Origin of the sequence: Sphingomonas sp. PP-CE-1G-424, from assembly GCF_004341085.1 — a bacterium.
In the GTDB taxonomy this organism is placed as follows: domain Bacteria; phylum Pseudomonadota; class Alphaproteobacteria; order Sphingomonadales; family Sphingomonadaceae; genus Sphingomonas.
On the sequence record NZ_SLXW01000001.1, the window covers coordinates 234,018 to 250,847 of the forward strand.

19 protein-coding genes are annotated in these 16,830 nt (G+C 66.7%); 2 read left to right on the forward strand and 17 right to left on the reverse strand.

Annotated elements, in window-relative coordinates; all coding sequences use genetic code 11:
• Nucleotides 1–36 precede the first annotated feature (36 nt).
• Nucleotides 37–783 (reverse strand): GcrA family cell cycle regulator, encoded by a 747-nt coding sequence (locus C8J43_RS01140; protein ID WP_133029411.1) that lies wholly within the window; start codon nt 781–783, stop codon nt 37–39.
• 65 nt (nt 784–848) lie between these two features.
• Between C8J43_RS01140 and C8J43_RS01145 the strand changes: the two genes are divergently transcribed.
• Both C8J43_RS01145 and C8J43_RS01150 read left to right on the forward strand, forming a co-directional pair.
• Entirely contained in the window at nt 849–1,703 is an 855-nt protein-coding gene (locus C8J43_RS01145) for an ABC transporter permease (protein WP_133029412.1), read from the forward strand.
• The gene (locus tag C8J43_RS01150; protein ID WP_243645356.1) at nt 1,703–2,974 is read left to right on the forward strand and encodes a serine hydrolase; all 1,272 of its coding nucleotides are present in this window, start codon (nt 1,703–1,705) and stop codon (nt 2,972–2,974) included. The genes C8J43_RS01145 and C8J43_RS01150 overlap by 1 nt, the downstream gene beginning before the upstream one ends.
• A gap of 163 nt (nt 2,975–3,137) precedes the next feature.
• On the opposite strand, the gene C8J43_RS01155 is transcribed toward C8J43_RS01150, so the two are convergent.
• The 16 genes from C8J43_RS01155 to C8J43_RS01230 form a co-directional block, all read right to left on the reverse strand.
• Complete coding sequence (locus C8J43_RS01155) at nt 3,138–3,665, reverse strand: GNAT family N-acetyltransferase (protein WP_235529861.1); 528 nt, start codon at nt 3,663–3,665, stop codon at nt 3,138–3,140.
• A 41-nt stretch (nt 3,666–3,706) separates the two neighbouring features.
• Nucleotides 3,707–4,489: a LysR family transcriptional regulator gene (locus C8J43_RS01160; RefSeq protein WP_133029413.1), complete on the reverse strand. Its 783-nt coding sequence runs from the start codon at nt 4,487–4,489 to the stop codon at nt 3,707–3,709.
• Nucleotides 4,486–4,884 carry a Co2+/Mg2+ efflux protein ApaG gene (gene apaG / locus C8J43_RS01165; protein ID WP_056488567.1) on the reverse strand — a complete coding sequence of 133 codons (399 nt, stop codon included), beginning with the start codon at nt 4,882–4,884 and terminating at the stop codon, nt 4,486–4,488. The genes C8J43_RS01160 and apaG overlap by 4 nt, the downstream gene beginning before the upstream one ends.
• A complete protein-coding gene (locus C8J43_RS01170) occupies nt 4,881–6,086 on the reverse strand; it encodes an aminotransferase class I/II-fold pyridoxal phosphate-dependent enzyme (protein WP_133029414.1) in 1,206 nt (401 codons plus the stop codon). The genes apaG and C8J43_RS01170 overlap by 4 nt, the downstream gene beginning before the upstream one ends.
• Before the next feature lie 221 nt (nt 6,087–6,307).
• On the reverse strand, nt 6,308–7,405 hold the full coding sequence (locus tag C8J43_RS01175; protein ID WP_133029982.1) for a glycosyltransferase family 2 protein: 1,098 nt from the start codon (nt 7,403–7,405) through the stop codon (nt 6,308–6,310).
• A 7-nt stretch (nt 7,406–7,412) separates the two neighbouring features.
• On the reverse strand, nt 7,413–8,459 hold the full coding sequence (gene leuB, locus C8J43_RS01180; RefSeq protein ID WP_133029415.1) for a 3-isopropylmalate dehydrogenase: 1,047 nt from the start codon (nt 8,457–8,459) through the stop codon (nt 7,413–7,415).
• 40 nt (nt 8,460–8,499) lie between these two features.
• Nucleotides 8,500–9,231, reverse strand: coding sequence for a DNA repair protein RecO (gene recO / locus C8J43_RS01185; RefSeq protein ID WP_133029416.1), 732 nt, complete (start codon nt 9,229–9,231; stop codon nt 8,500–8,502).
• 173 nt (nt 9,232–9,404) lie between these two features.
• Complete coding sequence (locus C8J43_RS01190; RefSeq protein ID WP_133029417.1) at nt 9,405–10,319, reverse strand: GNAT family N-acetyltransferase; 915 nt, start codon at nt 10,317–10,319, stop codon at nt 9,405–9,407.
• On the reverse strand, nt 10,316–11,317 hold the full coding sequence (locus tag C8J43_RS01195) for a polysaccharide deacetylase (protein WP_133029418.1): 1,002 nt from the start codon (nt 11,315–11,317) through the stop codon (nt 10,316–10,318). The genes C8J43_RS01190 and C8J43_RS01195 overlap by 4 nt, the downstream gene beginning before the upstream one ends.
• Before the next feature lie 73 nt (nt 11,318–11,390).
• Nucleotides 11,391–13,316 (reverse strand): excinuclease ABC subunit UvrC, encoded by a 1,926-nt coding sequence (uvrC, locus tag C8J43_RS01200; RefSeq protein WP_133029419.1) that lies wholly within the window; start codon nt 13,314–13,316, stop codon nt 11,391–11,393.
• A gap of 333 nt (nt 13,317–13,649) precedes the next feature.
• A complete protein-coding gene (locus tag C8J43_RS01205) occupies nt 13,650–13,970 on the reverse strand; it encodes an SMR family transporter (RefSeq protein WP_056488555.1) in 321 nt (106 codons plus the stop codon).
• A 203-nt stretch (nt 13,971–14,173) separates the two neighbouring features.
• Nucleotides 14,174–14,791 carry a hypothetical protein gene (locus C8J43_RS01210; RefSeq protein WP_133029420.1) on the reverse strand — a complete coding sequence of 206 codons (618 nt, stop codon included), beginning with the start codon at nt 14,789–14,791 and terminating at the stop codon, nt 14,174–14,176.
• The gene (locus C8J43_RS01215) at nt 14,784–15,278 is read right to left on the reverse strand and encodes an ATPase (RefSeq protein WP_132737615.1); all 495 of its coding nucleotides are present in this window, start codon (nt 15,276–15,278) and stop codon (nt 14,784–14,786) included. Before C8J43_RS01215 ends, C8J43_RS01210 begins: the two co-directional genes overlap by 8 nt.
• 54 nt (nt 15,279–15,332) lie before the next feature.
• Nucleotides 15,333–15,560: a F0F1 ATP synthase subunit C gene (locus C8J43_RS01220; protein ID WP_031394300.1), complete on the reverse strand. Its 228-nt coding sequence runs from the start codon at nt 15,558–15,560 to the stop codon at nt 15,333–15,335.
• Nucleotides 15,561–15,599: 39 nt separating this feature from the next.
• Nucleotides 15,600–16,358: a F0F1 ATP synthase subunit A gene (locus C8J43_RS01225; protein WP_133029983.1), complete on the reverse strand. Its 759-nt coding sequence runs from the start codon at nt 16,356–16,358 to the stop codon at nt 15,600–15,602.
• Between the two features lie 70 nt (nt 16,359–16,428).
• Nucleotides 16,429–16,755, reverse strand: coding sequence for an AtpZ/AtpI family protein (locus tag C8J43_RS01230; RefSeq protein ID WP_056055408.1), 327 nt, complete (start codon nt 16,753–16,755; stop codon nt 16,429–16,431).
• Nucleotides 16,756–16,830 lie beyond the last annotated feature (75 nt).

The window sequence follows — 16,830 nt, forward strand, 5'->3', positions numbered from 1 at the left end:
ACGGACGGGGTTTACGACCCGCCCGCATCAGCAGACTTATCGAGGCCGCGGACCGCCGAACGGCAGCGGTGGGGTCGGACGACGATCGCGACGGGGCAGCTGTGCCTGGTACGCGTGGCCGCAATGGTCGACGCAATACGGGAAGCCGGGGTTCACCGCCTTGCCGCAGAAGTGGAAGTCGGGCTCGCCGGGATGGCCGAGCGGCCATTTGCAGATGCGGTCGTTCAGTTCGAGCAGGCTCGTCTTGTTCGCCATCTCGGCCGACGGCTTGGCGGGGACGAGGCGACGCGGCGGGGCCGGCGTGCTCGGCGGCTGCTGCTCGCCCGGCGCCTGGCGGAGGAAGCCGCCGGGGCCGACCGAGCGCAGGATCGGCTGCGGCGCACGGACGGGCGCGGCGACCGCCGGAGCTGCCTCATCCTCATCTTCTTCCTCGTCGTCCTCGGGCTGTTCGGCGACCGGCTCCGGTTCGACCGGTGTCGCAGGCTTGGCCTCTGCCACGACCGGTGCTGGCTTCGGGGCCTCGACCTCGACGGGTTCCGGTGCCGCGACCGGCTCGGGGGCCGCCGCAGCAGCCAACGCCGTTGCCTCGGCAGCAGCAGCCGCCTTGGCCTCGGGATCGTTCGGCTTCACCGGCGACGGGCGCGCCTGCAGCTCGAGGCGGTGCGCCTTGCCGATGACGGCGTTGCGGCTGACGCCACCCAATGCTTCGGCGATCTGGCTGGCGGTCTGGCCGGCCTCCCACATCGTCTTGAGCGTCGCGATGCGCTCGTCGGTCCAGGACATGTTCGTTCCTTAGTCTACGTCAGCCGGGTTGCGGGCGGCAGCGGCAGCGATTACCCGCAACGCCTATGAGCAGCCAGCCCCCAATCGGTGAAATCCATTCGGCGGTGCACTCCGCCCCCGGCGTTCCCGTCATCAAGAGCGTGAACTGGGAGGGATTGCGAACCCTCTATATCAAGGAGGTGCGCCGGTTCTTCAAGGTGCAGCTTCAGACGGTGTGGGCGCCGGCGATCACGACGCTGCTGTTTCTGATCGTGTTCACGATCGCGACCGGCGCGAAAAGCCCGGTGCCGGTCGATGGCCAGATCGTCGATTTCGCCGATTTCATCGCGCCGGGACTGATCATCGCGCAGGGCATGATGGGGCCGGCGTTCGCCAATGCGAGCTTCTCGCTGCTGGCCGGCAAGATGCAGGGGACGATCGTCGATTATCTCCAGCCGCCCCTGTCGACGGGTGAGTTGCTCGCCGCGCTGGTCGGTGGCGCGATCACGCGTGCGGTGATCGTCGGGATCGTCGTATGGGCGGCGATGGCGCTGTATCCGGGCGTGCACGTGACGCCGCATGCACCGCTCGCGATCATCTGGTTCGGGTTGCTGGGCGCGACGTTCCTCGCGCTGCTCGGCGTGCTGACGTCGATCTGGGCGGACAAGTTCGATCATGCCGCGGCGGTCACCAACTTCGTGATCGCACCGCTGTCGCTGCTGTCGGGGACGTTCTATTCGGTCGACAAGCTCGCGCCGGCGTTCCGCGCGTTCAGCCATGCCAACCCGTTCTTCTACATCATCTCGGGCTTCCGCTACGGGTTCCTCGGGATTGCCGACTCGCCGGTGATGATCGGCGGGATCGTGATCCTGGTGATCGATCTGGTGCTGGCGACGCTCTGCTACCGGTTGCTGCAGAGCGGCTGGAAGCTGAAGAACTGATGAAGAAGCTGGCGCTCCGGCTGTTCGCGATCCTGCTGGCGGTACTGCCCGTCGGAGTCGCGGCGCAGGGCATAGCGCCAGACCCGGCGTTGCGCGCCAAGGCGGACGCGCTGGTCGCGATACTGGACGGTCGCGGGTCGTACGAAACATACTTCGCGACGAGCTTCCGCGACAAGGTCCCTGCGGCGCAACTGTCGGTCATCGCCGCGCAATTGAAGGCCGCGCTCGGCGCTCCGCAGAAGATCGAGACGTTCACCGCGACCTCGGCATGGTCGGCGGACCTGACCGTCGGGTACGCGCGCGGCACGGCTAGCGTCCGCCTGGTGATCGATCCCGCTCCGCCGCATGCGGCGACCGGATTGCTGATTACCGGTACAGCGCCGCGTGACGACAGCCTCGCCAAGCTCGAAGCGGAGTTTCGCGCACTGCCGGGGGCTAGCGGGTTCGGGCTTTACGCGCTGGGCAACGGCAGACCAACGCCGATCCTAGAATATCGAGCGGATGTGGCGGCGCCCCTTGGATCGGCGTTCAAGCTCTGGGTGCTCGCGGAACTGGCGCGTCAGGTTGCGGCGGGTGAGCGACACTGGGCGGACGTCGTGAAGGTCGGAGCGCCATCCCTGCCCTCCGGCGTGTTGCAGACCTGGCCCGCGGAATCGCCGGTGACCGTGCAGACGCTGGCGACGATGATGATCTCGATCAGCGACAACACCGCGACGGATACGCTGCTGACGACGCTCGGACGCGCGAAGGTCGATGCGATGGCCGAGACGGCCGGTGGCAGCGTGCCGGTGATGACGACGCGCGAGATGTTTGCGTTGAAGGAGGATTCGGCGCTGACCAAGGCTTGGGCGGCTGGGTCGGTGAATGAGCGGCGGGCGCTGCTGGTCGACAATGCGGTGAAGATTTCCACCGCCAAGCTCGATCCGACGGTGTTCGCGGGGAAGCCGGTGGCGATCGACAGCGTCGAATGGTTTTCGAGCCCGGCGGCGATGGCTGTGGTGCTGAACGCGCTGCGGGGAGCGGACGCTACGACCCGGGCGGTGCTGGCGGTCAATGCGGGAGTCGATCCGGCGGTCGCCAAGCGGTTTGGGTATGTCGGGTTCAAGGGCGGTGGCGAGCCTGGGGTGCTGACGCTGAATTATCTGGTCCAGGCGAAGGACGGCCGCTGGTATGCCGCGGCCGGGAACTGGCACCGGGCGGATGACGGCGTGAACGAGGTTCGGTTCGCGGGTCTTATGGGGCGGGCGCTGGCGTTGTTGGCGGCGCGGTAGGGTTCGCTGCCCCCGCCCCATATCAAGGGCCACCCCCCGGCGAAGGCCGGGGTCCAATTGGGAAACGTTGCTAACGGCGGGTAGCGCCTCGTTATTTCCACCTTCCCAATTGGGCCCCGGCCTTCGCCGGGGTGGTGTTATCAGAGGGGATAGCGGCGGTGGCTCAGGCCCGCCCAGCCGCCTGCCAGCTATCCGCGCAGAGCCCGTAGATCAGGCTGTCGCGCAACCCCAGATGCGTTTCCCATTCGTCGCGTAACAATCGCTCGCGGCGGAAACCGAGACGTTCCAGCAAGGTGATCGACGCAGTATTCTCGGTATCCGCGTCAGCGAACACCCGGCTTCGGCCTTCTGCGAACAACCGATCGATCACCGCCGACACAGCCTCGCGCGCGATCCCCCGCCCCCACGCCTCGCGCGCGAGGATGAAACCGATCTCCGTCACCCCTGCCCCATCGGCCTCGCTGCCAGAGACCCAGCCGATCGCGCGGTCGTCGCCGGTGCGCGTGATCGCCCAGGTACGCTGGTTGCCGGGGGCGGCTTCCTCGGCGAGGTAGGTGCGGACGTCGTCGACAGAGCCCAAGGGGCCGTCGGCGGAATAGGCCATCAGCTCCGCGTCGGCGAGCATCGGGTGCAACGCGGTCGCGTCGCCCTCGACCAGCGGCCGCAGGCGCAGCCGACGCGTCTTCAGCACCGGCGATACGCCGGCGCGCCGTGGTCTGCGTCCGGGTTGCCTCACGCCGTCAGGGCATCCACGAGCGCGCGGACTTTCTTCTGGCGCCACTGCGGGAGCGGGGCAACGAGCCAATACCCCCCCTTCGACGGCTGCGACTCGCCGATTAGCCGCACGCGAGCCTGCGCCAGATCGCGGCGGGCGAGCAGTTCCGGCACCGTCGCGCGGCCAAGTCCCGCCGCTGCCGCGTCGATCGCGAGGCCGGCGTCGGTGACACGCACCAGCGCTACGCCGTCTTCCCCGGACCATGCGATCGCGGCCTCGGTGTCGGTGCCGGGCTTGGCGATCGTCACCATGCCCTCTGATTCGAGCGCCTCGCCCTCGTGCTCGCCCGGGCCATCGCCCCAGCGGATCGCGAGATCGAGATTGGCTTCGGTGAAGTCGACATTCTCGTCCGCGGTGATCAGCACGAAGCGCAGTTCTGGGTCCGCCTCGGCGATCTGTGCAAGCCGCGGCATCAGCCACTTCTCGGTCAGATCGCGCGGTGCGGCGATCGTCAGCGATTTCGACGACTGCCCCGCCTGCATCGCGCGAACCGCTTCCTCGAACTGGAGGAACCCGCCACGGAGCGCGCCTAGACCCGCTTCCGCCTCGGGAGTCAGTTCGAGCCCACGCGTGGTACGGCGGAACAGGACGACGCCAAGCGTATCCTCCAGCGCGCGGATCTGCTGCCCAACCGCCGCCGGCGTCACCGCCAGCTCGTCCGCAGCGCGCGTGAACGACAGATGCCGCGCCGCCGCGTCGAGCACGCGCAGACCGTTAAGCGGGAGATGCGTGCGCTTCAATTGAGCACCGCGGGGGCGAACAGCGAGAAGCGGGGGATCTCGACTGCGAACACGGCGCCGTCTTCGCGGACCATCTGGTAACTCCCCTGCATCGCACCCGATGGCGTCGCGAGCGGGCAGCCCGAGACGTAGTCGAAGCTAGCGCCCGGTTCGATCACCGGCTGTTCGCCGACCACGCCTTCGCCCTCGACCGAATGCCGCGCACCGCGGCCGTCGGTGATCACCCAGTGGCGGGTGAGCAGCTGGACGGTCTCGGTGCCCTCGTTCTCGAGGCGGATGTGATACGCCCAGAACCAGCGGCCGCGCTCGGGCTCGGACTGTTCGGGCAGATAGCTGACCGACACGCGCACCGTCACCCCATCGGTCGTCGCCGCATTGGGGAACAACGCCTTCACAGGCCCGCCTGCTTCAGGGCCTGATCAAGGTCGTCGATTACGTCCTGCGCATCCTCGAGCCCGACGTTGATCCGCAACAGCCCCTCGGTCACGCCCATCTCGATCTGCTTGTCGGGCGAGACGCTCGCGTGCGTCGTCGAGGCGGGGTGCGTCATCAGCGAGCGCGAGTCGCCGATGTTGTTCGAGATATCGACCAGCTCCAGCGCGTCGAGCAGTGCGTGTGCCTGTTCGCGACCCTCGACCTCGAACGCGAAGATCGGCCCGCACGCGTCCATCTGGCGCTTGGCCAGTTCGTGCTGCGGATGGCTCGGCAGGAAGGGATGCAGCACGCGAGGCACACGGCCTTCGAGGAATTCGCCGACCTTCATCGCATTCTCGGACTGGCGGTGGATGCGCAGGTCGAGCGTCTCGAGGCCCTTGAGCACCACCCACGCATTGAACGGCGACAGCGTCGGGCCGGTGTTGCGCGTGAATGGCAGCAGCGTGTTGGTAATGAAATCCTCGGTGCCGCAGACCGCGCCGGCGAGCACGCGGCCCTGCCCGTCCATCATCTTGGTCGCGCTGTAGGCAGTGACGTCCGCGCCGAACTCCATCGGCCGCTGCAAGGCCGGCGTCGCGAAGGCGTTGTCGACCACGGTCGTGATCCCGCGCTCACGCGCGATGTCGCAGATCGCCTTGAGGTCGGCGATGTCCATCGTCGGATTGGCGGGCGTCTCGAAGAAGAACACCTTAGTCTCGGGACGGACCGCATCGAGAAACGCCTGCGGGTCGCGCGCATCGACGATCGTCGTGGCGATGCCGAACTTCGGCAGCAGCGTGTCGGTCAGCCAACGGCACGATCCGAACGCCGCGCGGCCGCCGACGAGATGATCGCCGGTCTGGAGCTGGCACAGCAGCGACGCGGTCATCGCCGCCATGCCGGTCGCCATCGTCCGGCACGCCTCGGCGCCCTCCAGCAGCGCGATCCGCTCCTCGAGCATCTGCACGGTCGGGTTCTGGAGGCGGGAATAGGTCATCCCCTCCTGCTCGCCGGCAAAGCGCGCCGCGGCGTCGCCTGCCTTGTCGTAGCAATAGCCCGAGGTGAGGAACAACGCCTCCGACGTCTCGCCATATTCGCTGCGGGCGGTGCCGCCGCGGATGGCGCGCGTCGCGGGACGCCAATGCTGAGTGATCGAACGATCCTGGCCGGTCTTGCGCTTCATGCGCGCCGCTTTGCCGGGGGGGAGCCGCGATGACAAGCCCGGGGACAAGCCTTGCGGGTGTGAAGAGGCTGGGCCGAGTGTCTCGATCCTCCCCCGCAAGGGGGAGGTGGCGCCGAAAGCGACGGAGGGGGAGGACCACGCAACCGAGGTCACCCCTTCCTCCCCCTCCGTCTGGCAAGCGCCAGCCACCTCCCCCTTGCAGGGGAGGATCAAAAATCCGGCTAGTACCGTCCCCAGGTGAATTTCGAGGACAGCGCGTAGTTCCACACCGCGCCGACCAGCACGCCGATCAGTGCCGAGGCCGCCCAGGCCCCGTCGCGCATCTCGTACAGGAACGCGGCGATGCCAACGTTGGCGACCGCACCGACCGAGCAGATCACCGCGAACGACACCCAGCCGTCGACCAGTTGCCGCCAGCCCTTCAAGCGCCGGTCGCGATAGGTCAGCGCGTTGTTGAGGAAAAAGTTGAAGGTCAGTGCGGCCAAGGTCGCGACGATCTCGCCGACGAGGAAATTCGCACCGAACCCGACGAACAACGCGGTCAGCACCGCCATGTGAATGCCGACTCCGAACACGCCGATCGCCGAGAACATCGCGAACCGCACCGGCACAACGCGCCCGAACATCCGGTCGTAGATCGCGATCAGATATTCCATCGCGACGACGTGATCGAGCTTGCTCTCGCCCTCGGTGCGGCAGCGGAAGGTATAGGGCACCTCGACGAAGCGCAACGGCGTCGGCGACGCGGTGAGCAGGTCGAGCAGGATCTTGAAGCCGATCGCCGACAGCGACGGCGCGAGGCGGCGGACAATGTCGGTGCGGATCATGAAGAAGCCGCTCATCGGATCGTTGAGGTCGCACTTCAGCACGCGGCGCGACAGCTTGGTGGCGAGCGCCGACTTGGCGACACGGTCGCTGTCCCACTCCCCGGTGCACCCGCCGGTGACGAAGCGCGAGCCGATCGCCACGTCGGTGTCTTCGTCCTTGAGCAGGTCGAGCATCGCTGGCAACAGCGTCTCGTCGTGCTGGAGATCGCCGTCGATCACCGCGACGACCGGCGCCGCGGTGGCGCACATGCCCTCGATGCACGCCGACGACAGCCCGCGCCGGCCGATCCGCTGGATCACGCGAACGCGCTTGTCGAGCCGGGCGATCGCGCGTGCGGCATCCGCCGTACCGTCGGGACTGTCGTCGTCGACGAAGATCGCCTCCCAGTTGCGCCCGGCCAGCGCCTGGTCGAGCTTGGCGATCAACGTCGCGACATTGGCCTTCTCGTTGAACGTCGGGATGACGATCGCGAGTTCGAGAAGGTCCGGGATCACCGGGTCAGCCAAGTTCGGCGAGAACGGCGTCGCCCATCGCAGAGGTCGAGAGCGTGCCGCCGAGATCTGGCGTGCGGGCGCCCTTCAGGATCGCGGCAGCGACCGCTGCCTCGATCCGGTCGGCGGCGTCTGGCAGGTCGAGCGAGTGGCGCAGCATCATCGCCGCGGACAGGATCGCCGCGCACGGGTTGGCCTTGCCTTGCCCGGCGATGTCGGGCGCGCTGCCGTGGATCGGCTCGTACATGCCCTTGTTCGAGTCGTTCAGCGCGGCGGATGGCAGCATGCCGATCGAGCCAGCGCACATCGATGCCTCGTCCGAGAGGATGTCGCCGAACAAATTGCCGGTGACGATCACGTCGAACTGGCCCGGATTGCGCACCAGCTGCATCGCCGCATTGTCGACGTACATATGGCTGAGCGCGACGTCGGGATAGTCGGCCGACACCTCGATCACGACGTCGCGCCAGAGCTGCGAGGTCTCCAGCACGTTGGCCTTGTCGACCGAGAGCAGCGTGCCCTTCCGGGTGCGAGCGGTCTCGAAGCCGACGCGAGCAATGCGCGCGATCTCGGTCTCGTCGTAACGCATCTCGTCATGGCCTTCGCGCAGGCCATCGGCGGTGGTGCGGATGCCCTTGGCGCCGAAATACACGTCGCCGGTCAGTTCGCGGACGATGACCATGTCGATCGAGCGGGCGATCTCGGGGCGGAGTGCGGAGGCGTCCTCGAGGCCCGCGAACAGTTTCGCAGGGCGCAGGTTGGCGAACAGGCCGAGTTCCTTGCGCAAGCCGAGAATGGCCTGCTCGGGGCGGAACTGGCGTTCGAGCGCATCGCAGTCGGGATCGCCGACCGCCCCGAACAGGATCGCGTCGGCGCGACGGGCGAGGTCGAGCGTCTCGGGCGGCAGCGGATGACCGGCGGCCTTGTACGCGGCGCCGCCGACGAGGCCCTCTTCGTAGGTGAGGTCGAGACCGAGCGTATCGAGCACCCGCCGCGCTTCCGCGGTGACTTCGGGTCCGATGCCGTCGCCGGCCAGTATCGCAATCAAAGGCATGTGCGTTCCTCCTGCGCGGGCCTTGCCGGGCGAGGCGCGCTCACGCAACCGCCCTTTTGAGCCGATCGACCAGCCGGTCGCGCGCCGCCAACGGGTCGGCGCGACGGTCGACGAGGATGTCGCGCGCGAGGAAATGGCCCGTCAGGCGCAGGCCGTCGAAGACGTCGGACCAGTCCGCCTCGCCGCCGGTCCTGAGAAATGGCGGCAATCTCAGCAGCTTGGCCTCATAGCCGAACGCCGCCCCGCGCGAGACCGCAGCGCCGCTTTTGGGGCTGACGAAGCCGAGATCGTCCTCGGTGCCGCACGCAACACACCGATCCAGATCGAGACCGAAACCGAGTTCGGCGAGCAGCAGCAATTCGTATCGGACCAGCGCAGCCGCCCAGCCGCGCGCGGACGGCGCCGCCTCGATCGCGCCGAGCACGCCCTCCAGCGCATCGTGGATGTGCGGATAGGGCTGCGCTTCCGGGAGCGCGGCGGCGGTTAGTGCGGTCGCCCATTCGAGTGCGCCTGCCGCGAGCGGCTCGCCGTGCATCTGCGCGCGGCTGTGGATCAGCTCGGCGGTCAGCGAGGCGAGCTGTTCGCCGGTCCGCGCACGCCACTCGCCCTGGATGACGTTCGCCTGGAGCAGCACCGGGCGCATGGCTCGCGACCGCCCGCCACGAACGTAGCCGGGCTGGACACCATCGTTCCGAGTGAGCGCACGCACGATGGCGCCATGCTCGCCGTGTTGGCGGACGGCGACGACGATGGCGGCTGCGCGGAGGTGCATTGTGGGAGCTATACGCCTCTCCGATCGGGAGCGGGAGAGGAAGCGAAAGAGCTTCTTCCCCCCTCCCTGGAAGGGAGGGGTCGGGGGTGGGTCGGCCGGCTTCAGCCACCCAGCGTTCCACCACGCGGAAGCCTACCCACCCCCAGCCCCTTCCTTCCAGGGAGGGGGGAAGATCAGCGGCGGATCTTTTTTGCCAATCTTGTGAGCGCTGGATGCGTCGCGGCGCGCTTTGCCGAGGCTATCGCGCTATCGAACCCGCGCAACGCCGCCACCGTCGCGCGGTTCGCGAGCGTCGGTCGCAGCAGCAGCACATCTACGCACGCCGTCCCCGCGGTCGAGAATTGGCGCTTGTGCTGTCCTTCGCCCTCGGTGAAGTCGAACCGCGCAAACCGCCTCTCGGCAAACAGGTCGCGCATCGCCTCGACCTGGAGAACCGCGCCGGGCGACAGGTCGTTATGCGCCGGGTCGTGCCCGACATGGGTATAGCAAAGCGACTCGCAGTCGGCCGTGCAGCATAGATAGGCGGCCGGGGTGTCCGCGATAAACATAAGCCAAGCGCGCAGACGGCCTTGCTCCGCCAGTGATTCAAGATGGCGCACCGAAGCCGCATCGTCGGGCAATCCCGATCCGAGCAGCTTTTCCTGATAGGTCGTCGCCGACACCGCGCGGGCGAGCGGATGGAAGTCCGCGAACGCCGCCGCATCGTGATAGCGCCGGATATCGAGCGCACCGCCATTCGCTGCCGCGAGCTTCTTCGCCTTGCGCTTGATCCCCGATCTTGCGCTGCCGGACAGACCAGCCAACCACGCCGCCTCGCCCGCTGCGAGATCGACATGATACCGCACGTATCGCTGCCGGACGAACGCGAGCAGGCCGCGGCGATCGAGACCGGCAAGCATCGGTTCGGGCAACGACGTCACCAGATATCCGTCGGCATCGTCGGGCAGCGGCGGCAGGACCAGCCCTGTCCCTGTCGCAGCCGGCGCGAGCACGGCATCGAGCGAGAACGCCACGCGTACCAGCCGTCGCAGGATCGTCGCCAGAGGCCGGGCGCCAACCTGGAACTTCAGCGCGATACGCGGCGTCATCCGCGACGCATCGATCCCGGTCGCTCCTCGACCCAGTTCGACCAGAGCTGTTCGGCCTGCCGCCAGCGCGTGCGGAGCGCATCGGGACCGAGCGGGACGTCGGCGCGCCCCAGCGCCAGCGTCGGGCGATCGGCGAAGTGCATGGTGGGCAGCACTTCGCGCATCTCCGACAATGTGCCGCATAGCGCCTGGAAACGCCGGACATGGACCGCGTTCGGCCGCGTGCCGCGCCGGTTGGCGAGTTCGAAGCCGTGGCTGACGATCGTCACCGCCGAATGGCCCGCCACCGCCGCATGCTCCAGCGCGTCGTAACTCTCGCCTGCCGACAGTGCGCAGAGCTGGAATGTCCGAACCCGCCCGCGGACGTCCTCGATCACGGTCACCGGCACTTCGACGATACAGCGTTCGCCGCCACCCGCGGTATCGTCGATGCACCATGCGACCGGCGCGATCTGGTCGGCCGCCAAGGAAATGCGGCTCGTCCCCGGTGCTTCCGACCCGTTATGGCTGCTGTCGTAGCTGAAACCGAGCATCGCCAACGCGGTCAGCGTATCGTCGTTCGCGGCATAGCTGCCAGCGCGAAAGGCGATCGGCTTGGGCGCGCCGGCGTCGATCAGCAGATCTCTCGCCTGACCGAGAAGGTCGCGCTGTTCGGTCAGGCTGTAGTCGAACAGTTCGAAGCGCGCATGCGCGGCGCCGCGATCGCCCGCCTTGGCGCCGGTCCAGTTGGGGTGAATGTGAAGCTGAACCTCCTGCCCCGCTTCGAGAATCGTCTCGATCATGCGGCGTACCGGCGCCATCCCGAAGGTGATCGCGGGCATCGGGTCGACGAAGAAACAGGCTTTCAGATCGTGTCGCGCCAGCTCGGCAAGCTGATAGCCGAGCCCGACCCCCGCGGGTTCGAGCGACTTCGCGTAGATCGCCTCGCAATCCAGACCCGCCGCGTGGTGCCGCCAGGCGAACTCGGTATCGACGGTAAGGAAAACTGATGTCGTCACTGCCGCAGCCTGTAACAACTCGTGATGAAGATTAGGTTAGCCCGGTCGAGCGGCGCCCGATCCTCACCTGACGTCAGCGCGAATGGTAGAAGTCGTAGACCTGTTGCGCGACGCCTGCCGATACGCCGGGTGCCTGCTGAAGATCCTGCAAGCTCGCGTTGCGGACCGCACGGCCGGTGCCGAAGTGCATCAGCAACGCCTTCTTTCGCGCGGGGCCGATGCCGGGCACTTCGTCGAGCGGGCTGGCGCCGATCGCCTTGCTGCGCTTGTCGCGGTGGACGCCGATCGCGAACCGGTGGACCTCGTCGCGCAGGCGCTGGAGGTAGAACAGCACCGGCGCGTTGACGGGGAGCTGGAACTCGCGGCCGTCGAGCATGTGGAACACCTCGCGGCCATCGCGGCCGTGTTCCGGTCCCTTGGCGATCCCGACCAGGCACACGTCCTCGACGCCGATCTCCTCGAGCGCGGCCTTCACCGTGTTGAGCTGGCCCCTGCCACCGTCGATCAGCACCAGGTCCGGCCAGTCGCCCGAATCGCGATCGGGGTCCTCGGCCTGCGCGCGCGAGAAACGCCGCGTGAAGACCTCGCGCATCATTGCGAAATCGTCTCCCGGGGCGGTATCCTTGTTCTTGATATTGAACTTTCGATACTGGCCCTTCCGAAATCCCTCGGGGCCCGCGACCACCATCGCGCCGGTCGCGGCGGTGCCCTGGATGTGGCTGTTGTCGTAGATCTCGATACGCTCGGGTGGCTCGGCGAGGTCGAACAGGTCGGCGACTTCGCGCAGCAGCTTGGCCTGCGTGGTCGATTCGGCCTGGCGGCGTTCGATTGCCTCGATCGCGTTGCGCTTGGCCTGGTCCATCAGGCGGCGGCGATCGCCGCGCTGCGGGACCTGCAACGCGATCTTGTAGCCGGCGCGCTCGCCTAGCGCTTCGGCGAGCAGTGCGCCTTCCGTCAGTTCGCGGTCGAGCAGGATCTGCTTGGGGGGCGGGACCTCTTCGTAGAACTGGCCGAGGAAGCTGGTCAGCACCTCGTCCTCGGGGACGTCGTTGGTGTGCTGCGGAAAGAAGCTGCGATGGCCCCAGTTCTGGCCGCCGCGGATGAAGAACGCCTGGATACCGATCAGGCCGTCCTTGCACGCCATCGCGAAGATGTCGGCGTCGCCCACCCCTTCCGCGTTGATCGCCTGCGTGCCCTGGATGAAGGTGAGCGCGCGGAGACGGTCGCGGAGCAGCGCCGCGAGTTCGAAGTCCATGTTCTCGGCGGCGGCCTGCATCTGCGCGCCGAGCTTGGCCTGCACGCCGGTCGACTTGCCGCCGAGGAACGCCTTCGCATCCTCGGTCAGTTCCCGGTACGCTGCCTCGTCGATCCTGCCGACGCACGGCGCGGAGCAGCGCTTGATCTGGTAGAGCAGGCACGGCCGGTCACGGGTCTTGAAGAAGCTGTCGGTGCAACTGCGCAGGAGGAACAGCTTCTGGAGCGCGTTGAGCGTGTTGTTGACCGACCCGGCGCTGGCGAACGGCCCGTAGTAATTGCCCTTCGCCCGGCGCGCCCCGCGGTGTTTCTGGACGCGCGGGAAGGCGTGGTCGTCGCGCAGGAGGATGAACGGGAAGCTCTTATCGTCGCGCAACAGCACGTTGTAGGCGGGGCGGTAGCGCTTGATGAGCTGCGATTCGAGCAGCAGCGCCTCGGCTTCGTTGTTGGTCGTGACGATCGTCATCGACCGGGTCTGCGACACCATCCGCTGGAGGCGCTTCGTCAACCGCTCGACCTGGACGTAGTTGGCGACGCGGTTCCGCAGCGCGCGCGCCTTGCCGACGTAAAGCACGTCGCCGCGCGCGTCCTGCATGCGGTAGACGCCGGGGCGGATCGGCAGCGTGTCTAGCACGTTGCGGATCGCGGCTACGCCCGCCGCGAGGTCTGGCGCTTCACCACCACCGCGGACGGCGAATGTGGACTTGTCTTCGTTGAACCGGTCGGGGGAATTGGGGGAGGACATCGCTCAGGAATCTAGGGAGTGCGAGGGGGTTATGCCAGCGATCGTCTTTGCCGCTGGAGAAGTGATTTTCACGCGAAGGCGCAAAGGCGCAAAGGCGCGAAGAGAAGGATTGTTTTCGCGCAGAGGCGCAGAGGACGCTGAGAGAAGGGTCGATCGGAATTCGCGTCCGTTCTCAAACCGCCGAAGGCTCAAGATCCTTTTAGCAATCCGAACATCAGTCCAGAGCGCAACGCCTCCGCGCTCTCTGCGCCTCTGCGCGAACAAAACCTTCTCTTCGCGCCTTTGCGCCTTCGCGTGAATCAATCTTCAAAGCCCTACGGGCCAAGGGAACGATCAGGTTTGGGCGAAGACCTTGGTGCCGACGATGCCGACTACGGTCAGCGCCATGAAGCAGGCCTGGATGCCGCTGACCTTGTCGCCGAACAGGATGACGCCGCCGATGATGACGCCGATCGCGCCTGCGCCGGTCCAGATCGCATAGGCTGTGCCGGCGGGAAGGCCGCGCATCGCTAGCGCGAGCAGGCCCATGTTGACGAAGCTGAGAATGATCGGGACGCTGGAGGCTTGCCACGTGGCTACGGTGGCCGCCCATTTCAGGCTGAGCGCCCAGCAAATTTCGGTCACGACGGCGACGGCAAGGATGAGCCAAGACATGAATATTCTCCAACGGGCTCAGATTGGAGACTCGGCCGCCGGAAACCCGGGAAGAGACGACCGTCTGTGCAAAACAGGAAAAGCGCCAAGCCAACTACCGTTCCCTCGCGAAGGCGGTGGTCCAGGGTTGCAGGCGCTGTCCTATGAGATCCTGGGCCCCCGCCTTCGCGGGGGAACGGCAGCGCTTCGAGCGCCGCCCCCGGTTAGTTGAGGCGGCTGAGACCGGAGATCGAGCGGTCGACCATCATGCGGTCGGCGGCGGCGTCGTGGTGCTCGGCGATGAGGATGCCGGCAGCCTTGGCCGCAGCATCCGCCGCCCGCGCGCGGACTTCGGCGATCGCGGCGCGTTCGGCGGCGGCGATCTTGTCCTCGGCCATCTTGGCGCGGCGGGTCATGAGGTCTTCGGCGCCAGCCTTGGCCTTGGCGATGATCGCCGCCGCTTCGTGATGCGCGTGGGCCTTCATGGCTTCGGCTTCGACGTGCGCGGACTTGGCCTTCGCCTCGTACTCGGTGCGGATCGCTTCGGCTTCGGCACGGAGCGCCTTGGCTTCGTCGAGCTGCGTGCGGATGCCGGCGATGCGCGTATCGAGCATCTTGCCGATCATGCCTGGAACCTTCTTCCAGATCATCAGCAGGATGACGACGATCATCGCGACCGCGACCCAGCCGGTCGAGGTCAGGCCGAGCGCGGTCGGATCGGACACATGCTCGACGCCGCCAGGCGCGGTCGTGTGACCCTGGATGCCTTGGTTGTCGATCGCACCTTCGGGCGCCATGCCCTCTTCGTGGATGACCTTTGCGGCCGAATCTGGATTAGCCATGCGCCGTCGTCCTGCGTACCGCGTCGGTCGCCGCGTCCAGGCTGACCTGGAGACCAGCGACCTTGGCGGCCAATTGCTGTGCTGCTTCGGCGGCGACGCCCTGCAAGTTCGAGAGCGCCTCGGCCTTCGCATTCGCGACCGCCAGATCGTGATGACCCAGACGCTCGGCGAGTTCGGCGTCGGCTGCATGGACCTGCTGCTCGAACGCCGTCGCCGCGCGCTTGGCTGCTGCCGCGGTCTCGGCCTGCGCCGCAACGCGGGCCGCGTCCATCTCGGCCTGCCAGTTCGCCTGGACCGTATCGGCCTGCGCACGGGCAGCGACCGCTGCCGCCAGATCGCCGGCGATCTTGCCTTCGCGCGAGTCCACGTTGGACACGATCTTTGGCACCATTCCCTTGCCGATCCCGAAATACAGGATGCCGAAGGTGAGGAGCAGCCAGAAGATCTGCGAGGCGTAGGTAGCGGCTATCTGGGAAATCTGGGGCATGTCGGTCCTTCGTGAAACGGCCGGGCGCGGTCGCCCGGCCAATTCAGCGAGTTGTTAGGCGACGAACACGAGGATGATCATCGTGACGAAGGCGAGCAGACCGAGAAGCTCGGCTGCTGCGAAACCGATGAACAGACGGCCCTGCTGGCTGTCGGCTGCGCCCGGGTTACGGAGAGCGCCGGCGAGGAACTGAGCGAACACGTTGCCCACGCCGAGAGCTGCGAGGCCCATGCCGATCGCTGCGAGGCCGGCACCGATCATCTTTGCTGCGTTGACGTCCATGATAAATTCCCTTTGAAAATCAGTTAGGTAATGGAAAACTTAGTGAAGGTTTACGGCGTCGTTCAGATAGACCGACGTCAGCAACGCGAACACGTATGCCTGGATCGCGGCAACCAGCAGCTCGAGCAGCGTGATGCCGATCATCAGCAGCATGCTCGGCGCGCTCACCAGACCGATATACATCCCGCCCAGGTTCAGGCCGTTGATCACGAACGCGGCCAGCACCTTGAGCAGGATATGGCCTGCGGTCATCGCCACGAACAGTCGCAGACCGAGCGAGAACGGACGCACCAGGAACGACATCAGCTCGACCACGAAGATCAGCGGGATCATCAGTGCGGGCGTACCGCTCGGCACGAACAGCGAGAAGAAGTGGAAGCCATGCTTGCCGAAGCCGACGAGCAGCACGATCGCGAAGCTGATCAGCGCCAGTACGCCGGTGACGGTCATGTGGCTGGTCACGGTGAACGGATGCACGCCGGGGACGATACCGAACGGCAGGAGCCCGATGGTGTTCGCGAACAGAATGAACATGAACAGCGAGAAGACATAGGGCACGAAGCGCTTGCCGCCCGGGCCGACATTCTGCTCGAGCATGCCCGAGATGAAGCCGGTGAAGCCCTCGACCGCCATCTGCCAGCGACCGGGGACGAGCTCGCGCTTCATGCCACCGATCATGAACGCCCAAAGCGCGACCAGCGTCACCACCATCCACAATGCGGAGTTGGTGAACGACAGGTCATAGCCACCTACGATCCAGTGCGAGCCGAACGCCGGCTCGATCAGGAACTGGTGCATCGGATCGATCTTGCCGCCCTGTTCTGCCGCCACGTGGAATCCCTGCCGTCTTGATACGACAAACGCCCGGTTACTCCGGGCGTTCGCCTGAAATTCGAATGATCTGCCTGAACGCGACCGCTATCCCGAGGAACAGCAGCACGATCAGCCCCCAAGGGCCAGTGCCGAACCAATGGTCTATCAACCATCCGATCAGCGCACTGCCGACGAGACTCCCGATGAGAGCGGAAATGACGCGATTGCCTTGCGAGTAACCCCGCTCGGCATCCGCCCCCTTCTGCCCCTTTGCGAGCGTTTCCCGATGCTGCGCCTCTCGCAATCGCTCATCGAGCGCGGAAAGTCGCGGATCTTCAACACCCTGGGGGTCCTGTCCGGGTTCGATCTCCGCCACGCACATTCCTCCACCTGATTTCGCATCGGGGAGGAAGCAAGCAGCGACGAGCGATCCCGCCAAGGCGCGGTCCGTTTAGAA